Raw genomic sequence first — 23009 nt, forward strand, 5'->3', positions numbered from 1 at the left:
GCGGCACTAGGCTCGCGGCACTAGGATGTGGCCATGCGGATTGCCCTTGCGCAGATCCAGAGCGGCACCGATCCGTCGGCCAATCTCGAACTCGTCGAGGACTACAGCCGACGGGCCGCCGACGCGGGCGCCGCCATGGTGCTGTTCCCCGAAGCCACGATGTGCCGCTTCGGGGTGTCCTTGAAGCCCGTCGCCGAACCGCTCGACGGCCCGTGGGCGTCGGGAGTTCGCGCCGTTGCCGAGCGATACGGCATCGTCGTCGTGGCGGGCATGTTCTGCCCCGGCGACGACGGTCGGGTCACCAACACGCTGGTCGCCACGGGCCTCGGCGTCGACGCGCACTATCACAAGATTCATCTCTACGACGCGTTCGGCTTCACCGAATCACGCTCCGTCGCACCGGGTTTCGAGCCGGTCGTGATCACGGTCGACGGAGTCGGCGTCGGCCTCACCACCTGCTACGACGTCCGGTTCCCCGAGCTGTACGTCGAACTCGCCGAACGAGGCGCCCAGGTCCTCACCGTGCACGCATCGTGGGGGTCGGGCCCGGGGAAGCTGGACCAGTGGACCCTGCTCGCCAGGGCCCGCGCGATCGACGCCACCAGCGTCGTCGCAGCCGTCGGCCAGGCCTATCCGGGTGACGAGGTCGCCGCCGTCGGACCGACCGGAGTCGGCGGCAGCCTGGTCTGCTCCCCGACCGGTGACGTGCTGGCCGCCGCGGGTGCCGATCCGCACCTTCTCGTGGTGGACGTCGACCTCGATTCGGTCGAGAAGGCCCGCGACACCGTCGCCGTGCTGCGCAACCGAACCGAGTTCGCTCGCGTCGGTAGGGCACAATCGCTGGGGTGACCGACCCCTCCGATCCCTGGGCCCGCCAAGGCCAACAGCCTCCGCAGCAGCCCCAGCCGTATCAGCCCCAGCCAGGGCAGGCCGGACCGCAGTACGTGGGGCCGCCGCCTCAGGGACCACCTCAGGGACCGCCACCAGGCGTCGACCCCAGCGAACCGGCCGAACAGTCGGGATCGAAGTTCGGGCGCCTGGTCCGCGACCCGATGTCGATCGCCCTGGTCTTCGTCATCGTGCTCGCCCTTGCCGCGGCGGGCCTGGTCGGCGGCGAAATCTACGCGCGCCAGCGAGGAGCCACGATCGTCGAGGGCACCCTGAAGTGCGTCCTCCAAGATGACGTCACCGTGTCCTTCGGGGCCTTCCCGCCGTTCCTGTGGCAGCACCTGACGAAGGACTACCAGCACGTCTCCATCACGTCCGCCGGCAACCAGATCCGCGACATGAAGGGCATGAAGGTCCAGATCGACATCGACGGCGCCCGCCCGTCGAGCGACCCCAGCTCGCAGGGCACCCTCGAAGCGATCGACGTCACGGCGACCTGGTCGACCGACGGCATGAAGCAGACGATCCAGAACGCCATTCCCCTGCTCGGCGGCCTGGTCAGCGGGGTCACCACCAACGCCGCCGACGGCACGGTCGACATCGAGGGCCCGCTTGGCAGCATCGTGACCAAGCCACAGATCGTCGACGACAAGTTGTCGCTGCAGGTTCAGAAGTTGACCGGCTTGGGCTTCACACTGCCGCGCGAGGCCGTCCAGCCGGCGCTGGACGCGGTCAGCTCGCAGCTGACGACGAACTCGCCCCTGGCTCTGAAGGTGGACGACGTCCAGGTCACCGACACCGGCGTCGTCACGAAGCTCTCGGCCCGCAACGCGTCGATTCCCGGCGGCAACGAGGGGCAGCCCTGCATCACCGGGTTCTAAGGGGCCACTGAGGCCAGTCCGTCGAGCACCGCGCGCGTCCCGGACAGCCCCAGCCGGGTGGCGCCGGCGTTCAGCATCGCGACGGCGGCCTCGGCGGTGCGGATGCCGCCGCTTGCCTTCACCTCGACGGTCGGTCCGACGGTCGCGACCATGATCTCGACGGCGCGTACCGACGCTCCACCGGCGGGATGGAATCCGGTCGAGGTCTTGACGAATTCGACGTCCGCCTCGGCAGCCGCCAGACACACGTCGACCAGGGTCTGTTCACCGGCGAGTTCGAGAAGGGCCGCCGACTCGACGATCACCTTGAGCACGGAATCGGGCACGGCTGCGCGCACCGCCTCGATGTCGGAGCGAACGGCGTCCAGGTTGCCGCGGATCGCCGCGCCGACGTCGACGACCATGTCGACCTCGGCGGCGCCTGCTGCGACGGCAAGCGCGGCCTCGTGTGCCTTGATCTCCGAAACGTGCTTGCCGGAAGGGAATCCGACGACCGTCGCGATCAAAGTGCCCGCCGACCGGGCTCGCATGGCCGCGGCGACCATCGACGGCGAGACGCACACCGCGTACACCCCGAGGTCGGCCGCCTCCTCGAGGAGGGCGGCCACGTCGTCGACGGTGGCCTCCGGTTTGAGCAGCGTGTGGTCGACCATGCCTGCGACGATGTCTCGGGTCCAGATCATGTCAGAACGGCTCCTCGGTGCCACCGGGATTGCAACGGGTGTCGACCATGGTGGCGTCGTCGACGATGGGCCGCCACGGCTCCAGGTTCCAGCTCGTCTTACCGGGCTCCGCGATCTCCGCGAAGCTCCAATGGCACATGAACTGGTCACGCATGCCAGGGATGTCGGCGTCGGGCGCGAGGGCGAGGACCTCGCCCCACGCCTCACCGCCCTGGGCGGTGTTGTTCAGCTGACCGGAGGCCTGGCGTCCCGCCGGGGTGGGATAGACGCGGAGGCTGGAGAGGTCACCCCAGTGCGCCCACTGCGCGTGGTCGACGAAGGGCGGGCTTGGGACGGGATCGGCGGCAGCGGTTCCGGCGGTCGCCAGTGTGCACGCCACGATCGCGGCAGCCGTCGTTGCGGCGAGCAGTCTGCGCATCCGCTATCGCGACTTTCCCTGGACTTCGAGGACCTTCGGTCGCACGTCCACGAGGTAGACGCCGACGGCGCACGCGGCGATCGCCGAACCGACCGGAGGCGGTAGGAAGAGTCCAACCAGGGCGGTGCCACCGAGGATGGCCAACCAGATGGGCTTGCTGAGCTTCTCGGCGGCGGGGAAGGCATCGGTCCGCTGGAGCGCGGCATGGACGAAAGCGTACAACCCCATCAGAAGTACGCCCACCTGAATGGCAAAGAGGACGTAACTCGCCAGGTCCTGAAGCATCACGCTTCAAGCCTATGCGGGTTACGTCCCCTCAGTCGACTTGCCTTGGTGCAGCGGTGGCGAACCGTTACTTCTGGGTCACCTTCTTGGCGGGCGCCTTCTTGGCCGGAGCCTTCTTGGCGGGCGCCTTCTTGACGGGCGCCTTGGCAGCGGCCTTCTTCACGGGGGCGGCAGCCTGCTCGGTGCGCTTCGGCAGTTCGACGCCAACCAGCTTGGCGGCACGCTCACCGACGGCGCGGGTCTGCGTTGCCACGGTGCCCAACGCGTCCTGCGTGAGTTCGACGGCCTGATCGGTGACGTTCTCGACGCGGTTGGCGGCGTCTTCGATGGCGGGCTGGCTGCGCAGGCGGGTCAGCGCCTCCTCGCCACGCTCGACGAGCTTGTTGTACTGCACGGTGGCAGCCTCGGCGTACCCCTCGGCGGCCTTGCGCAGCTCTTCGGAGCTGAGCTTCTCGCGGAGCTCGCCGACCTGCGTCGGGAGCTCTTCCTGCAGCTTGGTCAGCTGTGCACGACGACCTTCGACACGGGCGGTCGCGTCGGTGCGGGCCTCTTCGGCGCGCTCACGGAGGCTGGCCACGATCTCGTTGACGGTGGCGAGCGCGAGGTCCGCGGCGCCGACGGCGGCGAGCAGCGGGGCCTTCAGGTCTTCAACGGTGGGCTGGTTCTTCTCGGCCATGGTGTTCATTTCCCTTCGAAATTTGGGTTGGGTGTGGCTGGTCAGCAGTTGATCGGAGGTCAGTCAGCGGCTGGCTCCTCATCCACGTCACGCGCCTCGTCCAGGGCTTCGTTCTGCTCTCGGAACGAGGTGTAGATGTCGAGCAGCACCTGCTTTTGCCGCTCGGTGATCGCGGTGTCCATGACGATGGCGTCGCGGACCTCGCTCGGCTCGCTGGGTTCGAGAAGTCCCGCTCTGACGTAGAGCACGTCCGCGGAGACCCGGAGCGCCTTGGCGATCTGGTTGAGAACCTCCGCGGATGGCTTCCGCAGTCCCCGCTCGATCTGGCTGAGGTAGGGATTGCTGACGCCGGCCTTCTCGGCCAACTGCCGCACCGAAACCTGCGCCAATTCGCGCTGGCTACGGATGAAGCCTCCGATGTCCTGCGCTGCGGTGGATACGACAGCGGCAAGGTTTTCGTCCTGCGGCATGTCCGTCCCCCTTCGCGTCGGCCCAAGGAATTGCTTCGAACACAACGGTAGGACGGGGTGCTAGCTATTGCAAGCACTTGTTAGCACCTGCTGGCGGATCAGAACAGAATCTGCGCCACCGAGTAAATGACCAACCCCGCGAGCGAACCAACGACGGTGCCGTTGATTCGGATGAACTGCAGGTCACGGCCCACGTGCAACTCGATTCGGCGACTGGCCTCGTCCGCATCCCAACGTTCGATGGTCTCGGTGATGATCGCTGTGATCTCCGTCCCATACTGCGAGACGAGGTGCTGTGCGGCCCGCACGATCCAGTTGTCGACCTTCTCGCGCAGGTGCGCGTCGTCCCGCAACGCCTCACCGATGTGCACCACGGAGTCGGCGATCCTGGTGCGCAAGGTCGAGGTCGGGTCGTCGACGGATTCGAGGAAGATCCGCTTGGCGGTGGTCCACGCCGTCTCGGCAGCCTTCGCCACTTCGTCGCGGGCCATGATCTGGTCCTTGACCTTCTCGGCGCGGGCGATCGTCGCCTCGTCGTTCTGCAGGTCGTCGGCGAACTCGAAGAGGAACTTCGTCGCCGACCTGCGCAGCTCGTGGTCGGGGTTGCGGCGCACCTTGTCGGTGAAGTCCATCAGCTCCCGGTGGATCCGATCACCGACCAAACCGTCGACCCAGCGCGGCGTCCACGTCGGGGAGTCCCGCTCGATGACGCGCTCGATGATCTCGTCGGCGTTCAGGGACCATTCGAACGCCCGGTCGGCGAGCAGTTGCAGCAGCGCCTCCTGCCGGTGCTCCGCCAACAGGCTGGACAGCACCCGACCCGCCGGCGGGCCCCACTGAGGTTGCCCGATGCGCTTGACGATCATCTTGTCCAGCACCTGCTGGACGTCGTCGTCGCGCAACATCTCGACGAGCACCCGCAATGCGGTCGACGCCTCCGCCGCGACCCGCTCGGCGTTCCTCGGATCGGCCAGCCACTTGCCGGTGCGCTCGGCGACCTGGGCGTCACTCAGCTTGGTGGCGACCACCTCGGGCGACATGAAGTTCTCCCGCACGAAGTCGCCGAGGCCCTCGCCGAGCTGATCCTTCTTGCGCTTGATGATCGCCGTGTGCGGAATCGGAATGCCCAGCGGATGCTTGAACAGCGCGGTCACGGCGAACCAGTCGGCCAACGCGCCCACCATGCCGGCCTCGGCCGCCGCTCGGACGTAACCGACCCACCCCGGGGCACCCTGGGACTGCGCCCACGTCGACACCAGGAAGACGACGGTCGCGCCAACCAGGAAGCCGACGGCGACGACCTTCATCCTGCGCAGTCCGCGCCGACGCTCGGCGTCAGCCGCGGAGTCGACGCCTGCGATGGATTCTGCGAAGCTCGGCCGCTGGCCGGACGTGGTCACCACACCTCCATCATCCTGCATGTCGCCAGTGGTAGCTCCGTCCCGTCGAGGCAACCGCCGAATTCGGCCGTATCATCTACTCCGGACGAGGGAATGGAATGACGGCGGAAGTGGCAGGGGACGGTCCGGCGGGACCGGTGAAGACCGACGGGCGCAAGCGGCGCTGGCACCAACACAAAGTCGACCGGCGCAACGAACTGGTCGACGGGACGCTGGATGCCATCCGGCTCCGCGGCAGCAACGTCAGCATGGACGAGATCGCCGCCGAGATCGGCGTCTCCAAGACCGTGCTGTACCGCTACTTCGCCGACAAGAACGATCTGACCACCGCCGTCATGATGCGGTTCGCGCAGACCACCCTGATCCCCAACATGGCTGCCGCGCTGTCGTCGAACCTCGACGGGTACGACCTGACGCGAGAGATCATCCGCGTCTACGTCGCCACCGTGGCCGCAGAGCCGGAGATCTACCCGTTCGTGATGGCGAACAGCTCGGCGAGCAAGAGCAAGGCGGTCGCGGAGTCCGAGCAGATCATCGCGCGCATGCTCGGTGTGATGCTGCGCAGGCGAATGGCGTCGGTCGGGATGGACACCCGTGGCGCGCAGCCGTGGGCGTTCATGATCGTCGGCGGGGTGCAGTTGGCCACCCACTCGTGGATGTCGCATCCGCGGATGACGGCCGACGAGCTGATCGACTACCTGACGATGCTGTCGTGGAACGCGCTGCGGGGCATCGTCGAAGCCAACGGATCGCTGGAGAAGTTCAACTCGGCGCCGCATCCCTCCCCGATATTGCCCTCGCGCCTGCTTGACTGAGGTCGTGACCGACTCCGAATCGCCGGATCTGCCCGAGCTGTGGACCCACGAACCCCACGTCCACCTGGCGTTCAAACCCGGTGACTCCGTCGCCGCCATCGAGACCAATGCCACGCCCGGCTTCAAGGGCAGCAAGGGCGATGCGCCCGACCTGCTGCTTGAACGCTCCGCGCGGTTCGCCGAGCTGCAGGAGATGCTGTACGCCAACAGCCTCTCCGGCGACAACCGCAAGGTGCTGCTGGTGCTTCAGGGCATGGACACCGCGGGCAAGGGAGGAATCGTCAAACACGTTGTCGGAGCAGGCAATCCGCAAGGAATCCAGTACGCCAACTTCGGCAAGCCCACCGAGGAGGAACTCGCACACGACTTCCTCTGGCGCATCGAGCGCAAGGTGCCGACGCCGGGGCACGTCGGGGTGTTCGACCGCTCGCACTACGAGGACGTGTTGATCGTGCGGGTGCACGATCTCGTCGCCCCCGAGGTGTGGAGCACCCGATACGACACCATCAACGACTTCGAGAAGCGGCTCACCCTCGACGGCACCACGATCGTCAAGGTGGCGATGTTCGTGTCGCTCGACGAGCAGAAGGCGCGGCTGACCGAGCGCCTCGACCGTCCGGACAAATTCTGGAAGTACAACCCCGCCGACGTCGACGAGCGGCTGCTGTGGCCCCGGTACCAAGAGGCGTATCAGGCGATGCTGGAACGCACGTCGACCGACATCGCGCCGTGGCACGTCATCCCATGCGACCGCAAGTGGTATGCCCGCCTCGCCGTCACCGAGCTGCTGATCGAGGCGCTCGAAGGGCTCGACTTGTCTTGGCCCACCGCTGATTTCGACGTCGAGGCGGAGAAGAAGCGGCTGAAGGGCGCCTAGTTGCGCCGAGACTTCACTTGATGACGTGGATCAGCTGATTTCCGTCATCTTCTGCAGTCTCGGCGATAACCGCGGCTCAGCAATGCGCGTCGCGCCCGCTCCGCAACCACACCGGGAGCACGCATGTGGCGACCGCCGACGCGAACGATGAGCCAGCCACGATGGGCGAGGAACTCCAGCCGTTCGATGTCGGCGGCATAGTCTTCCGCGCCGGTGAAGTGCTGCGCGCCGTCGTACTCGACGCCCACCATCCATTCCGGCCATCCCATGTCGATCCGCCGCACGATCCGGCCGTGATCGCCGGCGACCGGTATCTGGGTGGTCGGCCGCGGCAATCCGGAGCGCACCAGCAGCAACCGCAACCGGGTCTCCGGCGGGGACTCCGCGCCGCCGTCGGCCAGTGCGAGTGCGGCCCGCAGGCGGCGGATCCCCCTGGCCTTCGGATACCGTCCGGCGATCGTCTCGACGTCGGCGACGACATGGCGGGTCGCGTTCAACAGCGCATCGATGCGCACGATGCTCTTGTCCGCCAACATGGTTCGGCCGACGTCGTACGCGGTTCGCGGCGCCGTCGTGCACGGGATGCCTCGAATCGTGCACAGCTCATCGGGTGCGATCACACCGCTGCGGACCACGATGCCGCGCGCCGAGGTGAATCGTGACCGCCCGAGTTCGGCTGGCTCGTCGGCTGATATCCACTTGGTACCGAGCAGCGCCGCCGCTGAATTGCCGACCAGGACCGCTTCCCGGCGTGACCACAGCCAGCCCGCTATTGCCCGATGGCGTGCGGTGAGCTCGAGCCCACGCGGCGCGTACACGTCGCGATGGAGCTTGACGTATTCCGACCGCAGCTGGTGTCGAGTGACGGCGCCAGAGGCGAGGGCTTCCGACGCCAGCACGACTTGCTCCACACCCCGTTAGGCGCAGCAGCCCGCCGATCGGTTCCCTTGCGATTCGCCGAGACTTCACTTGATGACGTGGATCAGCTGATGCCCGTCATCTTCTGCAGTCTCGGCGTCGGAGTCAGTACGTGTAGAAACCCCGACCCGACTTCTTGCCGAGCTGCCCCGCCTCGACCATCCGCTGCAGCAGCGGCGGCGGCCCGTACAGCGGCTCCTTGAACTCGGAGAACATCGAGTCCGCGATCAACTTCAGCGTGTCCAGCCCAACGAGGTCACTCAGCTTCAACGGTCCCATCGGGTGCGACAACCCGGCGACGACGGCGGTGTCGATGTCCTCGACGGTCGCGACGCCGGCCTCGGCCATCCGGATCGCCGACAGCAGGTACGGCACCAGCAGCGCGTTGACGACGAAGCCCGAACGGTCGGTGCAGCGCACCACCTTCTTGCCGAGCCGCTCGCCGGCGAACTGCTCGACACGCGCCAAGGCCGCGTCGGTGGTGACCAACGTCGGGACGAGTTCGACCAGCGGCAGCACCGGCACCGGGTTGAAGAAGTGCAGCCCCAACACGCGGCCCGGATTCTTCGTCGCCGCAGCGATTTTCATGATCGGGATGCTCGACGTGTTCGACGCCAGCACGGCGTCGGGATCGGTGATCGCCTCGTCGAGCTGGGCGAAGACCTTCGCCTTGACGGCGGCGTCCTCGACGATGGCCTCGATCACCAGGTCGCGATCGGCCAGATCGCCGATGTCGGTGGCGACGCTCAACCGCGCGAGCGCCTCGTCGCGTTCGGCTTCGGTCAGCTTGCCTCTGCTGACACCCCGCTCGAGGGACTTCGTGATGCGGTCGCGGCCCGCCGCGGCCAACTCCTCGGTGGGCTCGTAGATGCGGACGTCCGCACCCGCGCGCAGCGAGACCTCCGCGATGCCCGCGCCCATTTGTCCGGCGCCGACGACGCCCACCCGCTCGATAGTCATACCGTCACCCTTACATACGCCGAGTGCACGGTTGTTGACACGTCTTCTCGACGTTTGCGTTCAACAACCGTGCACTCGGCGGTAGTGGATTAGTGGCTTACGCCGATGGTTCCCTTCGCTGCGCTCAGTGGAACTGGCCCTCTTCGGTCGAGCCCGCGAGTGCGGTGGTCGACGAGGTGGGATCCACGGTGGTGGCGATCCGGTCGAAGTAGCCGGCGCCGACCTCGCGCTGGTGCTTCGTCGCGGTGTAACCGCGCTCCTCGGCGGCGAACTCGCGCTCCTGCAGCTCGACGTAGGCGCTCATCTGGTTGCGGGCGTAGCCGTGGGCCAGATCGAACATCGAGTAGTTGAGGGCGTGGAAGCCGGCGAGGGTGATGAACTGGAACTTGAAGCCCATCGCGCCCAGCTCGTTCTGGAACTTCGCGATGGTCGCGTCGTCCAGGTGCTGCTTCCAGTTGAACGACGGGGAGCAGTTGTAGGCCAGCATCTGGTCCGGGAACTCGCTCTTGACGCCCTCGGCGAACTTCTTGGCCAGCTCCAGGTCCGGGGTGCCGGTCTCCATCCAGATGAGGTCGGAGTACGGCGCGTAGGCCTTGGCGCGGGCGATGCAGGGCTCCAGGCCGTTCTTGACGTGGTAGAAGCCCTCCTTGGTGCGCTCACCGGTGATGAACGGCTGATCGCGCTCGTCGACGTCGGAGGTGATCAGCGTGGCTGCCTCGGCGTCGGTGCGGGCGATGACGACCGTCGGCACGTCGGCGACGTCGGACGCGAGACGGGCGGAGGTCAGCGTGCGGATGTGCTGCTGGGTCGGGATCAGCACCTTGCCACCGAGGTGGCCGCACTTCTTCTCCGAGGCCAGCTGGTCTTCCCAGTGCGAACCGGCGACACCGGCGACGATCATGGCCTTCTGCAGCTCGTAGACGTTCAGCGCGCCACCGAAGCCGGCTTCACCGTCGGCGACGATCGGGGCCAGCCAGTTCTCGACCGAGCGGTCGCCCTCGACCTTGGCGATCTGGTCGGCGCGCAGCAGCGCGTTGTTGATCCGGCGGATGACCTGCGGCACCGAGTTGGCCGGGTAGAGGCTCTGGTCCGGGTAGGTGTGGCCGGAGAGGTTGGCGTCGCCGGCGACCTGCCACCCCGAGAGGTAGATGGCCTTGAGGCCCGCGCGGACCTGCTGCACGGCCTGGTTGCCGGTCAGCGCGCCAAGCGAGTTGACGTAGTCCATGTCGTGGAGCTGCTCCCACAGCACCTCGGCACCGCGGCGGGCAAGGGTGCTCTCCTCGACGACGTGACCCTGCAGAGCGACGACGTCCTCGGCGGAGTACGTGCGCTCGATGCCGTTCCAGCGGGGGTTCGTGTTCCAGTCGTGCTGGATTTGTTCGGGTGACTTGGGCGTGCCAACGGTGGACATCGGGCTCCTTCGATTACGAGTGCCGGCGACGTTGCCTTCGTTCGTTGTTAACGCCACCGCGCATTAGCTTTTCTGCTGACACGACCATGACACAGTGCATAGTCGCAGGTCCACCCGTTTCGCATGCCAATTTTCGCCAAGCATTACGCGCATCTTGCGAAGATTGCGAAGGTTCGGCTGACTGAAACGGTTCAGAAGTTACCGCGGAGTAACGCAACGGCGCAGGTCAGTACGCTCGTACTGTTAAACCCGATCGATTCAGAGCGAGAAGAGACTGGCGACGGCCTTGACCTCGTCGCCGACGGCATATGTGAGCGTTGTAACAGTGCGATCCACGAGGTCCGTGCCGAACCTGTCGGTCGAGCCGGCCGGATACTCGTGCTGAATGATCTCGAGCTGGTCCCCCAACGCCACCGGCAGATCGTGCTCGATGGCCACCCGTAGCGGCTTGGCCACCAGTTCCGGCTTGTCGTGGAGGAAGTCCTCGATCACGCTCCAGTACACCGAGTTGTTCATGTGGTCGAAGATGTCGATGTCGCTGACGCGGACGGGATATGCCCGAACCGCGACCGCATCTTCGCTGGCGCCCGCCTTCAGGTAGGCCTTCCAGCGCAGCCGGTCGACGCTGGTGGTCTTCTGCAGCCCTGCGATGAAGTCGTCCGAGATGCGCGCCGGCCCCTGCGTCTCGCGGTTGATGTTGATCCAGAACGCCTCGGATTCCACGAGGCCCGCCCGCCTACCTTCTATGCGGACCCTCATGTCACACCACCGGTTGGACGTGCCCGAACACCACCGGCGCAACCGGAGCATGTCCTTGAACTCGATCGGCTCGATCATGTCGATCATGGTGCGACGGACGATCCACAGGGGATGCGTCTCCTCGAAGCCCATCTCGCGCAGCTGATCTGACCCGACGTCCTGGATGTGCCGCGTCGCGGCGTCGAACTTCAGCCTGCCAGTGCGGTCGACGTCGGCGACCCGCAGCGGCCATTCGACGTCGAAGACGTCGGGATGCGGATCGGGGACCGGCATCATCGACTTCGACAGACCGGTGCCCAATCCGACCGTGGTACTCACGGGTCCAAATGATGCCACGAGCGATGCCCGTGCCAATCCTGCGAAGGACGTCTTCGCAGGCTCATTATGCTGGTCGCGTGGCCAAGACCTATGTCGGATCACGGGTGCGCCAGCTCCGCAGTGAGCGCGGATTCAGCCAGGCCGCGTTGGCTCAGATGCTCGACATCTCCCCCAGCTATCTGAACCAGATCGAGCGCGACGTCCGCCCGCTGACCGTCGCTGTTCTGCTGCGCATCACCGAGGTGTTCGGCGTCGACGCGACGTTCTTCGCCTCACAGGACGACACCCGTCTGGTGGCCGAACTGCGCGAGGTGACGATGGACAGCGACGTGGGCATCGACGTCGCCCCGTCCGAGGTCGCCGACGTCGTCAACGCCCACCCCGCGCTGGCGCAGGCAATGGTCAACCTGCACCGGCGCTACCGGCTGACGATCACCCAGCTGGCGGGCGCCACCGAGGGCCGGTTCTCGGACGGCAGCGGCCCGAGCTCCGGGTGGGGATCCATCACGATGCCGCACGAGGAGGTGCGGGACTACTTCTACCAACGGCAGAACTACCTGCACGAGCTCGACACGGCCGCCGAGGACCTCACCGTCCGGATGCGGATGAACCGCGCCGACCTCGCGGCCGAACTGTCCGACCGGCTGGTCCGGGTGCACGGCGTTCACATCGTCAAGCGGATGGATCTCGGCGACACCGTGCTGCACCGCTTCGACCCCGCCACCAAGACACTCGAGATCGGCGGGCATCTGCCGTCCGGCCAGACGGTGTTCAAGCTCGCCGCCGAATTGGCCTACCTCGAGTTCGGCGACCTCATCGACACCCTTGCCGACGAGGGCAACTTCACCAGCGACGAGTCCCGCACCCTGGCGCGCCTCGGGTTGGCCAACTACTTCGCGGCCGCCACGATCCTGCCGTACCGCCAGTTCCACGACGTGGCCGAGAACTTCCGCTACGACGTCGAGCGGCTCTCGGCGTTCTACTCGGTCAGCTACGAGACCATCTCCCACCGGCTGTCCACGTTGCAGCGGCCGTCGATGCGGGGCGTTCCGCTGTCGTTCGTCCGTGTCGACCGCGCGGGGAACATGTCGAAGCGCCAGTCCGCCACGGGTTTTCACTTCTCCTCCAGCGGCGGCACCTGCCCGCTGTGGAACGTCTACGAGACGTTCGCCAACCCCGGCAAGATCCTGGTGCAGATCGCCCAGATGCCGGACGGCCGGCACTACATGTGGGTGGCCCGCACCGTCGAGCGCCGCGCGTCGCGGTACGGCCAGCCGGGCAAGACTTTCGCGATCGGCCTCGGCTGCGAGCTGCGGCACGCACAGCGGCTGGTGTACTCCGACGGGCTGGACCTGTCCAGCGAAGTGGGGACGCCGATTGGTGCGGGCTGCCGGGTGTGCGAGCGGGACAACTGTCCGCAACGGGCCTTCCCCGCGCTCGGCCGGGCGCTCGATCTCGACGAGCACCGCAGCACGGTGTCGCCGTATCCGGTCAGGCGCACCTGAGCCCACCTACACTCCAAGAGGTGAGCGCCTCCGAGACTGTCCCCGCCCGTATCCGGCCAGGAGGTTTCCGCGAACTCGGACCCCTGAACTGGATCATCGCCAAGCTGGGCGCGCGGGCGATCCGCGCCCCCCGATTCGCGCTGTTCAACGTGATCGGGCAGCACCAGCTGCTGTTCCTGGCCTGGCTGCCCTACTCGGGGATGCTGCTCGGCCTCGGCAAGCTGCCCCGCCAGGAAGCCGAGTTGGTCATCCTGCGGGTCGGACATCTCCGCGACTGCGAGTACGAGCTACAGCAGCACCGGCGCCTCGCGCGCAGCCGTGGCGTCGACCTCGAGACTCAAGCTCGGATCTTCGAGGGCCCGGACGCCGAGGGACTCACCGACCGGCAGCGGGTGCTGATCACCGCGACCGACGAGTTCGTCATCACGCGGTCCATGTCGGCCGAGACCTGGACGGCCCTCTCGACGTACCTGACCAAGAAGCAACTGATCGAATTCTGCATGCTGGCAAGCCAATACGACGGGTTGGCCGCCACGATGGCGACGCTGAAGATTCCGCTGGACTTCCCGAACTGACCGCCGCTACAGGTAGGTCACCGCGAGCACGCTGAGCGAAAACAGAAACGGCGAGACGGGCAGACACCACAGAAACGCCGCCTTCGCGAACGCCTTGCGGCGGTGGAACGTCCGGCCCAAGAGCACGCAGACGACGCCGAGAACCAGCGTCGCGGCCGCGATGACGAGTACCCACACGTCGACGGTCGTCGTCTTCGTCGCGAACGAAATCGCGGTCAGCCACAGCATGTGACCGATGATCAAGCCGCCGACACCCGCGACGACCGTCCCTCTCACGTGTCGTCGCTCAGAAGTTGATCATGTGGCCGGCAAGGCCGTGGAAGCACTCCTGCAGCGCCTCCGACAACGTTGGGTGGGTGTGGACGTTGCGGGTGAGCTCGTTGACCGTGAGGTCCCACTTCTGGGCGAGGGTGAGCTCGGGCAGAAGTTCGGACACGTCGTGTCCGATGAGGTGTCCGCCGAGCAGTTCGCCGTACTTCGCGTCGGCGATGATCTTGACGAAGCCGCCCGGTTCGCCGAGGCCGTGCGCCTTGCCGTTCGCGGTGAACGGGAACTTCGCGACCTTTATGTCGTACCCCTCGTCGCGGGCCTGCTGCTCGGTGAGCCCGAAGCTGGCGACCTGCGGCTGGCAGAACGTGGCCCGCGGCAGCATGCGGTAGTCACCCAACGCCAATGTCTCTGCGCCGGCGATGGTTTCGGCCGCGACGACGCCCTGCGCCTCGGCGACGTGGGCGAGCTGCAGCTTCATCGTGACGTCGCCGATGGCGTAGATGTGCGGGACCGAGGTGTGCATGTACTCGTCGATCTCGATGGCCTTGCGGTCGTTCAGCGCGACGCCGGCCTTGTCGAGGCCGATGGTCTCGACGTTGGGAACGAAGCCGATGGACTGCATCACCTTGTCGGCGACGAGTTCCTCGGTCTTGCCGTCCTTGCTGACGACGACCTTGACCGACGATCCTTCATCGGTGATCGACTCGACCTTGGTGCCGGTCTTGATCTTGACGCCCAGCTTCTTGAACTGCTTCTCGATCTCCTTGGAGATCTCGGCGTCCTCGTTGGGCAGGGCGCGGGGCAGGAACTCGACGATGGTGACGTCCACGCCGTAGTTGCTCATGACGTAGCCGAACTCCATGCCGATGGCGCCGGCACCGGCGATCACGATCGACTTGGGCAGTTCGCCCTCCATGATCTGCTCTTCGTAGGTGACCACGTTCTCCGACAGTTCGGTGCCTGGCACCAGCCGGGTGCGGCTGCCCGTCGCGATGATGGCGTTGTCGAAGGTCAGGGTCTCGGTGCCGCCGTCGTTGAGCTCGACCGACAGCGTGTTGGCGTCGGTGAACGCTCCCTTGCCGTGGACCTCGGTGATCTTGTTCTTCTTCATCAGGAAGTGCACACCGGCGACGCGGCCGTCGGCCACCTTGCGGCTGCGGTCGAACGCCGACCCGTAGTCGAACGACACGTCACCACTGATGCCGAACGTCTTGGCTTCCTTGGTGAAGATGTGCGCCAGCTCGGCGTTGCGCAGCAGCGACTTGGACGGGATGCAGCCGACGTTGAGGCACACCCCACCCCAGTACTTCGGCTCGACGATGGCAGTGTTGAGGCCGAGCTGGGCAGCGCGAATGGCGGCCACGTAACCGCCGGGACCGGCACCGAGTACGACGACGTCATAGTGAGTCACGACCCCAGCCTAATGGTCGCGGCTACGCCGTCTGCGGTCGATGCTTCAGCTGTGCGCGATCGCGGGGCGGGCCGCGGGAATCGGGCAGGCGTCGGACGCCTCCGCGACGACGTGGGTGCCACCGTCACGCGGCCGCTCGCCACGTTCGTACCGCGATCCGGTCACCGGCGGATCGCCGTCGAGCAACCGGTTCTCCTCCTCGGTGTATGCGCGCCCTCGGCTGAGGAACCTCATGCCCTCCGGCGTCTCGAGGCTGAAGCCGCCACCACGGCCGGGCACCACGTCGATGACCAGCTGGGTGTGCTTCCACGCCTCGAACTGGCTGCCCGATATCCACACCGGCACGCCGAACGTCCCTTTGCTCCTCGCGTCCGCGTCGCCCACGTCGAGCGTGCCGAGCAGCACGTCACGGTCGCCGACCAGGAACTCGCCGTCGGGGTAACACATCGGCGACGACCCGTCGCAGCACCCACCGGACTGGTGGAACATCAACGCTCCGTGACGACCTTGCAGCGTGCGCAGCAATTCGGCCGCAGCCTCGGTGATCAGTGCGCGGTTGGGTACGTCCACCATCGTCTTCCCCTCTCACGGTCCGTCGACCAGGTGTTACACAGCTCACAGTACGCCGACGGTCACAATGGACCACGTGGACGACGACCCCCAGCTCTGGCTCGAGGACATCACCGGTGACGACGCGCTCGAGTGGGTGCGACGCCACAACGAGCCAACGCTCGACGAGCTCGGCGGTGAGCGGTTCGAGCAGATGCGCGGCGAGGCCCTCGAGATCCTCGACACCGATGCCCGCATCCCCTACGTGCGGCGGCGCGGCGACTTCCTCTACAACTACTGGCGCGACGGCGCCCACCCCCGTGGGCTGTGGCGGCGCACCACGTTGGAGCAGTACCGGACCGACGATCCCGACTGGGACGTCATCGTCGACCTCGACGCGTTGGCCGCCGAAGACGGCGAGAAGTGGGTCTGGGCGGGCGCCGATGTCATCGAACCCGACTACACCCTGGCGCTGGTCGAACTGTCCCGAGGCGGGTCCGACGCCACGGTGGTGCGCGAATTCGACTTGACCACACGGGAATTCGTCGTGGACGGCTTCACGGTGGACGAGGCGAAGACCAGCATCTCCTGGGAGGACCACGACACCGTCCTGGTGGGAACGGACTTCGGCCCGGGTTCCCTGACGGAGTCCGGCTACCCGCGCGTCATGAAGCGTTGGCGACGGGGCCAGCCGCTCACCGAGGCGCAGACGGTGTTCGAGGGCGTCCCGTCCGACGTCAGCGTCGGCGTGGGATTCGACCCGACACCGGGGTTCGAGCGGCTGATCGCCTCGCGGTCGGTCGACTTCTTCAACCACGAGTACTTCGAGATTCGCGACGGCGAGCTGGTGCGGATCGACGTCCCCACCGACGCCAGGATCTCGATTCATCGGGAGTGGCTGCTGATCCGGCCGCGCTCCCCGTGGACGGTCGGTACGGCGACCTACCCGGCGGGCACGCTGCTGGCCGCGAAGTACGACGACTACCTCTCCGGCACAGTCGCGTTGGACGTGGTCTTCGAGCCGGACGCGCACACCAGCCTCGACACCTTCACCTGGACAAGGGACCGGCTGATTCTGGGCACCCTCGTCGACGTCGCCACCCGCGTCGAGGTCGTCACCCCCGGTTCGTGGCACCGCGAGCCGATCGCGGGCCTGCCTGCCAACGCGACGACGGTGATCGTCGACGCCGACGAGCTCGGTGACGAAATCTTCTTGGATTCAAGCGGTTTCGACAGTCCGTCACGGCTCCTGTGGGGCCACGTCGGCGGCGAACTCACCGAGATCAAGAGCGCACCGGCGTTCTTCGACGCCTCGGACGTCGAGGTGCAGCAGCACTTCGTCGCGTCCGCCGACGGCACGATGATCCCGTACTTCGTCGTAGGCCACCGCGATTCGACGGGACCCGGAAAGACGTTGCTCGGTGGGTACGGCGGCTTCGAGTCCTCCAACACGCCCGGCTATGCGGGCGTGCTCGGCAAGCTGTGGCTGTCGAGGGGCGGCACCTACGTGCTGGCCAACATTCGCGGCGGCGGAGAGTACGGGCCGACGTGGCACACCCAGGCGATGCGCGAGGGCAGGCACCTGGTGCACGAGGACTTCGCCGCCGTCGCAGCCGATCTGGTGAAGCGCGGCATCACGACCGTCGACCAGCTGGGCGCCCAGGGCGGCAGCAACGGCGGCCTGCTCATGGGCATCATGCTGACGAAGTACCCAGAGTTGTTCGGCGCCTTGGTGTGCAGCGTGCCGCTTCTCGACATGAAGCGTTACCACCTGCTGCTGGCCGGGGCGTCGTGGGTGGCCGAGTACGGCGATCCCGACGATCCCGACGACTGGGCCTTCATCCGCGAATACTCGCCCTATCAGAACATCTCGGCCGACCGGGACTACCCCGCCCTGTTGATGACGACCTCCACCCGCGACGACCGCGTCCATCCCGGCCATGCCAGGAAGATGACGGCCGCGCTCGAGGCGGCGGGGCACCGGGTGCGCTACTACGAGAACGTCGAGGGCGGGCATGCCGGCGCAGCGGACAACGCGCAGACGGCGTTTCGGTCGGCGCTGATCTACGAGTTCCTGCACCGCATGCTTGGCGAGGAGCCGCCCGCGGCGTAACGGTCGACGTCGGTCCCGACACTCCCCTTCATCGAAAGAAGTGCAATTCGTCGAAGGGACAAGTCATGACCACCATCAGCGAGCAGCGTGCGTCCGCCGTGGCGAGGATCGACCAGGTCGGCGGGCTGTTGGCCCGATACGGCCTCGTCGTCGTGATCGGCTGGATCGGGCTGATGAAGTTCACCACCTACGAGGCCAAGGGCATCGAGCCACTGGTCGCCACCAGCCCCCTGATGAGCTGGGTCTACGACGTGTTCTCGGTGACCGCGTTCTCGGCGCTGCTCGGGGCGGTGGAGGTGGCGGCCGCGGTGCTGCTGGCCCTCGGACCGTGGTGGCCGAGGATTTCGGCCGTCGGCAGCGTGATCGCCGTCGGGCTGTTCGTCGCCACGCTGAGCTTCCTGTTCACCGCACCGGGTGTGTTCGAGTCGTCTGAAGGTGGCTTCCCGATGCTGGGCTCGACGGGTCAGTTCCTCATCAAGGACGCAGCCCTGCTGGGGATCTCGGTGTGGACGCTCAGTGACGCGCTACGGCGGCGGTGAGCCCGGATGAACGGCTACGCTCCGTCAGATGACCTGCGCGCCACCCGACGAAGCCACCCTCATCACGGCGTTGCGGGCCCGTGACGAGGTGGCCTTCGCCGAGTTGGTGGACCGCCACACTGCGTCGATGTTGAGTGTCGCGCGGGGGTACGTGCCCAACGCCGCCATCGCCGAGGAAGTGGTTCAGGAGACCTGGATCGCGCTGCTCAAGGGGATCGACGCCTTCGAAGGACGATCGTCGCTGCGGACGTGGCTCTTTGCCGTGATGATCAACATCGCCAAGCGTCGCGGCGTCCGCGAACGCCGCGACGCCGACGTCGCGATCGCGGCGTTCACCGGCGGGACCGTCGACCCCGCCCGGTTCCGTGCCGACGGGGAACAGTGGTCCGGGCATTGGCGCGAGACCGAGGAGCCGTCGCCGTTCCCGGAGACACCCGAGGGCTCCGCTCTCGGCGCGGAGTTGGTGGCCGTGACGCGACGCGCACTCGAGGTTCTGCCCGAACGCCAACGCGTCGTGGTGACCATGCGCGACATGCTCGGTTTCGATTCGGCCGAGGTGTGCCAACTGCTGGACATCAGCGTCGCGAACCAACGGGTGCTGCTGCACCGGGGCAGGGCCGTCGTCCGGGCCCAGCTCGAGGACTACCTGGGGGATGCACGATGAGCACCGAACCGATGGACTGCCGTGACCTCGTCGAACTGGTCACGGCCTATCTCGACGGCTCGCTGGACCCCGACACCCGGGCTCGGTTCGACCTGCACCTGCTGGACTGCGACGGCTGCGACAACTACCTGCAGCAGTTCCGGGTCACCGTGGACACCCTCGGCAAGACCGGCGACGACGTCGACCCGGCGTTCCGCAGCCGGCTGATGGACGCCTTCCGGGACTGGCGCTAGCGGTTCGCGGCCCCGAATAGGCTGGGCGGCGTGAGCACCCTGTCGCTGAGTCTGTTCTTCGCCGGTCTGGCGATCCTCCTCGTCGGGATGTTCCTTCCGGGGTGGGACACCGCGGCGCTGCCGAAGCGTGCGGTGAAGCGTCGCGTCTACTGGGGCGCGACGATCGTCGCGATTCCGGTGTTGTTCGCCGCGGGTTGGCCGGACGTGCAGAGCTCGATCGCGTTCACCGCGATGGCCGTCGTCCTGATGGGCGGCTGGGCCTACTTCCGCACCCCGAACATCAAGATCGGCGGTCGGATCCTGACCGCCGACCCGTCGCACCGCGGTGCGGATCCCCTGCCGTGAGCGTCGTGTCACGGACTACCTTCCGAGCCCTGCACCCCGCCCACCCTTGACGCGGCCGAAAAGTCTCCGACGACGGGGCCAGCGGCAGTAGCGTTCGAGAATGGCAGGTGCCAGGCCTCCTCTGCGACGACGTTCGGCTCAGCTGCTGGGCCGCGCCGCCGAGCGGGTCGACGCCACGATCGGGTGGTCGCGACTGCCCACCGCGCTCGGCATCCCGGTATTGGTGGGTCTGCGTTACCGACTGCGCGCAGAGAATCTGTACGACACCGGGCGTGACCCGGGCAAGGCGCCGCCACCGGTCCACGACGGCCGCTACCGCACCGCCCGCACCGTCGACGGCACCTACAACGACTTGGTCGACCCGCTGATGGGCGCCCAGGGCTGCCGATTCGGGCGCAACGTGCCCCTCGCCGAGGTGCACCGGGAGGACGACGACGCGCTGCTGAGTCCCAGCCCCAGTGTGGTCAGCCGCAGCCTGTTGCGCCGCAAGGAGTTTCAGCCGGCCACGACGCTCAACCTGCTGGCGGCGGCCTGGATCCAGTTCGAAGTCCATGACTGGCTGAGCCACCCGACCGCGGACGACGACCCCTGGCGGATCGCGACGCAGGACGACAACGGCAACGAGCACGAGATGGAGATCAAGCGGACCAAGACCGATCCCGACGCCGATCCCCACGGCCCGCCGACCTTCGTCACCGACGACACCCACTGGTGGGACGGATCCCAAATCTACGGCGGCTCTTCCGACTTCGCTGACGCGCTGCGCTCGTTGGAGAACGGCAAACTGCAGGTCGACGAGTTAGGCCTCCCGCCCGCCGCGCTGGAGGCGACCCTCGACCCCTCCGGCGTGGTCGGCAACTTCTGGGTCGGGCTGGCACTGCTGCACTCGTTGTTCATGCGCGAACACAACGCGATCTGCGACGTCCTCGCCGGGCACTATCCCCATCTGACCGATCAGGAGTTGTACGACAGGGCCCGCCTGGTCAACGCGGCGCTGATGGCCAAGATCCACACGGTCGACTGGACGCCTGCGATCATCTCCCATCCCACGACGACATTTGCGATGCGCGCCAACTGGTTTGGCATCTTTGGGGAACGGCTCAACCCGTTCGTCCGCCGGTTCACCGACAACGAGGTCTTTACCGGCATCCCCGGCTCGCCCACCGACCACCACGACGTCCCCTACTCCCTGACCGAGGAGTTCGTGGCGGTGTACCGCATGCATCCCCTGCTACCCGACGACTACGAATTCCGTTCTGCGACCGATGATCGCGTGCTCGCCAAGCACCAACTCGTCGACCTCGAGTTCACGAAGGTCCGCGAACGGCTGGCCGAGACGCCGATGGCCGACCTGCTCTACTCGTTCGGGCGGTCGCACCCCGGCGCCATCACGTTGCACAACTACCCCGTGCAACTCACCAATATGGCCCGTGGCGACCAGAAGATCGACCTCGCCGCGGTGGACGTACTCCGGGTCCGCGAGCGAGGAGTGCCGCGCTACAACGAGTTTCGTCGCCTGTTCCGGCTCAAGCCGGCCGCCACCTTCGCCGATCTTACCGACGACCCGGTGTGGGCCCGCGAGCTCGAGGAGGTCTACGGCGACGTCGAACGAGTCGACCTCATCGTCGGCATGTACGCCGAGCCGAAGCCACCGGGATTCGGGTTCAGCGACACCGCCTTTCGCGTCTTCATCCTGATGGCGTCACGTCGACTGGAAAGCGACCGCTTCTTCACCAGGGACTTCCGGCCCGAGGTCTACACGCCGGCCGGAATGGACTGGATCGCCCACAACTCGATGCGCACCGTGCTGCTGCGCCACTTCCCCGAACTGGAGCCCGCGCTGGCGGGAGTGAAGAATCCCTTTGCGCCGTGGACCCCGGCGGTCCGCAAGGACGGAGCAGCCATGAGCAAGCCCACCTACGTGCGCTACCGCGAGGATGTGGAACGACCCGGCGTCGACGAGGCGGGGTTGGTCGACGCGATCGCAGCCTCGTTGCATGGCAACAACGTGTGGGCATTCAAGAAGTACCGCCACGGCATCCGCGACGCCCACGCCAAGGGGCACGGGCTGCTGCGCGGCGAACTGACGGTCTACTCCGACCTTCCCGACGAGCTCAGGCAGGGGTTGTTCGCCGAGCCGGCCAGCTACCCCGTCGTGGCCCGGTTGTCGAGCACTGCGGGAGCGATGCGCAGCGATCAGACCAAGGGCATCAGGGGTCTTGGAATCAAGGTCGTCGGCGTCCCCGGCGCCAAGATCCTGCCCGACGACGACACCGCCGTTCAGGACTTCATCCTCGTCACACACCGCGAGTTTCCGTTCGCCGACGCCGCGGCCTACCTGAAGCGCGGCATGCCGTTGGCGAAGTTGCTGGCGCGCACCCCCGACGGCGTGCTGCAGTTCGCGAGCCGCATCTTCGCGTTCCTCGGCAACCGGATACTGCCGCGCGTCGGGCTGGAGTTGCCCATGGCGCTGCAGCTGTTCGCCAGGCCGAACACACCGGTGCTCGGGGAGTCGTACTTCTCGTCATCGGCGTTGCAATACGGCGACTACATCGCCAGATTCGCCGTGGTCCCGCTGTCGGAGGCGGTGAAATTACTTCAGCACGAAGTGGTTCCGCCCATGGCAGGCGACGACGCCCACCGCGACATGGTGGTGGACTACTTCCGCACCGACGGGGCCGAGTATGAGTTTCAGGTTCAGCTGTGCACCGACCTCGACGCCATGCCCGTCGAGGACGCGTCCGTCGACTGGCCAGAGGAACTCTCGCCTCACCGCGGCGTCGCGAAGCTCACCTTCCCCGCCCAGAACCCGGATACCAAGGAGCGGCGGGAGTACGGCGACGACGTGCTTTCGTTCAACTCGTGGCGAGGGTTGGCCGCGCACCGTCCGCTGGGCTCGATCAACCGTCTCAAGAAGCTGGTCTACGACGCCTCCAGCGATTTCCGGCATGCGCGCAACGGCGTCGAGCGTCGCGAGCCGGCCAGCGTCTCCGAACTGCCCGACTGAATTTCGCCCAGCAAATGATCGGTGGCGCAGGCAATCTCA

Annotated in this window: 25 protein-coding genes and 1 pseudogene; 13 read left to right on the forward strand and 13 right to left on the reverse strand. The window is 66.7% G+C overall.

Annotation, left to right across the window (positions count from 1 at the left end; genetic code table 11):
- Positions 1–33: 33 nt before the first annotated feature.
- On the forward strand, positions 34–849 hold the full coding sequence (locus ASD37_RS09795; RefSeq protein ID WP_056551038.1) for a carbon-nitrogen hydrolase family protein: 816 nt from the start codon (positions 34–36) through the stop codon (positions 847–849).
- On the forward strand, positions 846–1769 hold the full coding sequence (locus tag ASD37_RS09800; RefSeq protein ID WP_082570054.1) for a DUF2993 domain-containing protein: 924 nt from the start codon (positions 846–848) through the stop codon (positions 1767–1769). Before ASD37_RS09795 ends, ASD37_RS09800 begins: the two co-directional genes overlap by 4 nt.
- Here the strand turns inward: ASD37_RS09800 and deoC are convergent.
- The 6 genes from deoC to ASD37_RS09830 all read right to left on the reverse strand — a co-directional run bounded on the left by deoC (position 1766) and on the right by ASD37_RS09830 (position 5701).
- Entirely contained in the window at positions 1766–2452 is a 687-nt protein-coding gene (deoC, locus tag ASD37_RS09805) for a deoxyribose-phosphate aldolase (protein WP_056550762.1), read from the reverse strand. The two genes, ASD37_RS09800 and deoC, sit on opposite strands and share 4 nt — an antisense overlap.
- A 1-nt stretch (position 2453) precedes the next feature.
- A complete protein-coding gene (locus ASD37_RS09810) occupies positions 2454–2870 on the reverse strand; it encodes a DUF2599 domain-containing protein (protein WP_056550763.1) in 417 nt (138 codons plus the stop codon).
- Positions 2871–2873: 3 nt separating this feature from the next.
- A complete protein-coding gene (locus ASD37_RS09815; protein ID WP_198952088.1) occupies positions 2874–3155 on the reverse strand; it encodes a DUF2516 family protein in 282 nt (93 codons plus the stop codon).
- Positions 3156–3222: 67 nt separating this feature from the next.
- The gene (locus ASD37_RS09820; protein ID WP_056551039.1) at positions 3223–3831 is read right to left on the reverse strand and encodes a hypothetical protein; all 609 of its coding nucleotides are present in this window, start codon (positions 3829–3831) and stop codon (positions 3223–3225) included.
- A gap of 59 nt (positions 3832–3890) precedes the next feature.
- Positions 3891–4301 carry a helix-turn-helix domain-containing protein gene (locus tag ASD37_RS09825; RefSeq protein ID WP_056550765.1) on the reverse strand — a complete coding sequence of 137 codons (411 nt, stop codon included), beginning with the start codon at positions 4299–4301 and terminating at the stop codon, positions 3891–3893.
- A gap of 98 nt (positions 4302–4399) precedes the next feature.
- Positions 4400–5701 carry a DUF445 domain-containing protein gene (locus tag ASD37_RS09830; protein ID WP_235568041.1) on the reverse strand — a complete coding sequence of 434 codons (1302 nt, stop codon included), beginning with the start codon at positions 5699–5701 and terminating at the stop codon, positions 4400–4402.
- A 98-nt stretch (positions 5702–5799) separates the two neighbouring features.
- Here ASD37_RS09830 and ASD37_RS09835 point away from each other — a divergent pair, with 98 nt between their 5' ends.
- Both ASD37_RS09835 and ASD37_RS09840 read left to right on the forward strand, forming a co-directional pair.
- Positions 5800–6516, forward strand: coding sequence for a TetR/AcrR family transcriptional regulator (locus ASD37_RS09835; protein ID WP_056550767.1), 717 nt, complete (start codon positions 5800–5802; stop codon positions 6514–6516).
- Between the two features lie 4 nt (positions 6517–6520).
- Positions 6521–7393 (forward strand): polyphosphate kinase 2 family protein, encoded by an 873-nt coding sequence (locus tag ASD37_RS09840; RefSeq protein ID WP_056550768.1) that lies wholly within the window; start codon positions 6521–6523, stop codon positions 7391–7393.
- Between the two features lie 44 nt (positions 7394–7437).
- On the opposite strand, the gene ASD37_RS09845 is transcribed toward ASD37_RS09840, so the two are convergent.
- The 4 genes from ASD37_RS09845 to ASD37_RS09860 form a co-directional block, all read right to left on the reverse strand.
- Positions 7438–8304, reverse strand: a complete 867-nt coding sequence (locus tag ASD37_RS09845; RefSeq protein ID WP_056550769.1) for an endonuclease domain-containing protein — start codon at positions 8302–8304, stop codon at positions 7438–7440.
- A gap of 112 nt (positions 8305–8416) precedes the next feature.
- Positions 8417–9271, reverse strand: coding sequence for a 3-hydroxybutyryl-CoA dehydrogenase (locus ASD37_RS09850; RefSeq protein ID WP_056550770.1), 855 nt, complete (start codon positions 9269–9271; stop codon positions 8417–8419).
- 124 nt (positions 9272–9395) lie between these two features.
- Positions 9396–10682 carry an isocitrate lyase gene (aceA, locus tag ASD37_RS09855; RefSeq protein WP_056550771.1) on the reverse strand — a complete coding sequence of 429 codons (1287 nt, stop codon included), beginning with the start codon at positions 10680–10682 and terminating at the stop codon, positions 9396–9398.
- Positions 10683–10940: 258 nt separating this feature from the next.
- On the reverse strand, positions 10941–11717 hold the full coding sequence (locus tag ASD37_RS09860) for an acyl-[acyl-carrier-protein] thioesterase (protein WP_156720846.1): 777 nt from the start codon (positions 11715–11717) through the stop codon (positions 10941–10943).
- Between the two features lie 119 nt (positions 11718–11836).
- On the opposite strand from ASD37_RS09860, the gene ramB reads away from it, so the two are divergent.
- Complete coding sequence (gene ramB / locus ASD37_RS09865; RefSeq protein WP_056550773.1) at positions 11837–13264, forward strand: acetate metabolism transcriptional regulator RamB; 1428 nt, start codon at positions 11837–11839, stop codon at positions 13262–13264.
- 20 nt (positions 13265–13284) lie between these two features.
- The gene (locus tag ASD37_RS09870) at positions 13285–13839 is read left to right on the forward strand and encodes a carboxymuconolactone decarboxylase family protein (protein WP_056550774.1); all 555 of its coding nucleotides are present in this window, start codon (positions 13285–13287) and stop codon (positions 13837–13839) included.
- 6 nt (positions 13840–13845) lie between these two features.
- Here the strand turns inward: ASD37_RS09870 and ASD37_RS09875 are convergent, their stop codons facing one another.
- The 3 genes from ASD37_RS09875 to ASD37_RS09885 are packed head-to-tail and all read right to left on the reverse strand — an operon-like array spanning position 13846 to position 16093.
- Positions 13846–14115 carry a hypothetical protein gene (locus ASD37_RS09875; protein ID WP_056550775.1) on the reverse strand — a complete coding sequence of 90 codons (270 nt, stop codon included), beginning with the start codon at positions 14113–14115 and terminating at the stop codon, positions 13846–13848.
- A gap of 10 nt (positions 14116–14125) precedes the next feature.
- Positions 14126–15520 (reverse strand): dihydrolipoyl dehydrogenase, encoded by a 1395-nt coding sequence (gene lpdA, locus ASD37_RS09880; RefSeq protein WP_056550776.1) that lies wholly within the window; start codon positions 15518–15520, stop codon positions 14126–14128.
- A 45-nt stretch (positions 15521–15565) separates the two neighbouring features.
- Positions 15566–16093 carry a DUF779 domain-containing protein gene (locus ASD37_RS09885; RefSeq protein WP_056550777.1) on the reverse strand — a complete coding sequence of 176 codons (528 nt, stop codon included), beginning with the start codon at positions 16091–16093 and terminating at the stop codon, positions 15566–15568.
- Between the two features lie 64 nt (positions 16094–16157).
- Between ASD37_RS09885 and ASD37_RS09890 the strand changes: the two genes are divergently transcribed.
- The 7 genes and pseudogenes from ASD37_RS09890 to ASD37_RS31975 all read left to right on the forward strand — a co-directional run bounded on the left by ASD37_RS09890 (position 16158) and on the right by ASD37_RS31975 (position 22970).
- Positions 16158–18182, forward strand: coding sequence for a prolyl oligopeptidase family protein (locus ASD37_RS09890; protein WP_056550778.1), 2025 nt, complete (start codon positions 16158–16160; stop codon positions 18180–18182).
- 65 nt (positions 18183–18247) lie between these two features.
- Positions 18248–18721 carry a YkgB family protein gene (locus ASD37_RS09895; protein WP_056550779.1) on the forward strand — a complete coding sequence of 158 codons (474 nt, stop codon included), beginning with the start codon at positions 18248–18250 and terminating at the stop codon, positions 18719–18721.
- A gap of 28 nt (positions 18722–18749) precedes the next feature.
- Entirely contained in the window at positions 18750–19385 is a 636-nt protein-coding gene (locus ASD37_RS09900; RefSeq protein ID WP_056550780.1) for an RNA polymerase sigma factor, read from the forward strand.
- Positions 19382–19618 (forward strand): anti-sigma factor, encoded by a 237-nt coding sequence (locus ASD37_RS09905; protein ID WP_200959824.1) that lies wholly within the window; start codon positions 19382–19384, stop codon positions 19616–19618. The genes ASD37_RS09900 and ASD37_RS09905 overlap by 4 nt, the downstream gene beginning before the upstream one ends.
- 30 nt (positions 19619–19648) lie before the next feature.
- Positions 19649–19963, forward strand: a complete 315-nt coding sequence (locus tag ASD37_RS09910; protein WP_056550781.1) for a hypothetical protein — start codon at positions 19649–19651, stop codon at positions 19961–19963.
- 100 nt (positions 19964–20063) lie between these two features.
- Positions 20064–21842: pseudogene (locus tag ASD37_RS31970) on the forward strand (peroxidase family protein); the annotation flags it as partial.
- A 24-nt stretch (positions 21843–21866) separates the two neighbouring features.
- Positions 21867–22970, forward strand: coding sequence for a catalase family protein (locus ASD37_RS31975; protein ID WP_200959862.1), 1104 nt, complete (start codon positions 21867–21869; stop codon positions 22968–22970).
- Positions 22971–23009: the final 39 nt, after the last annotated feature.

This window comes from Mycobacterium sp. Root135 (assembly GCF_001426545.1).
GTDB lineage: Bacteria > Actinomycetota > Actinomycetes > Mycobacteriales > Mycobacteriaceae > Mycobacterium.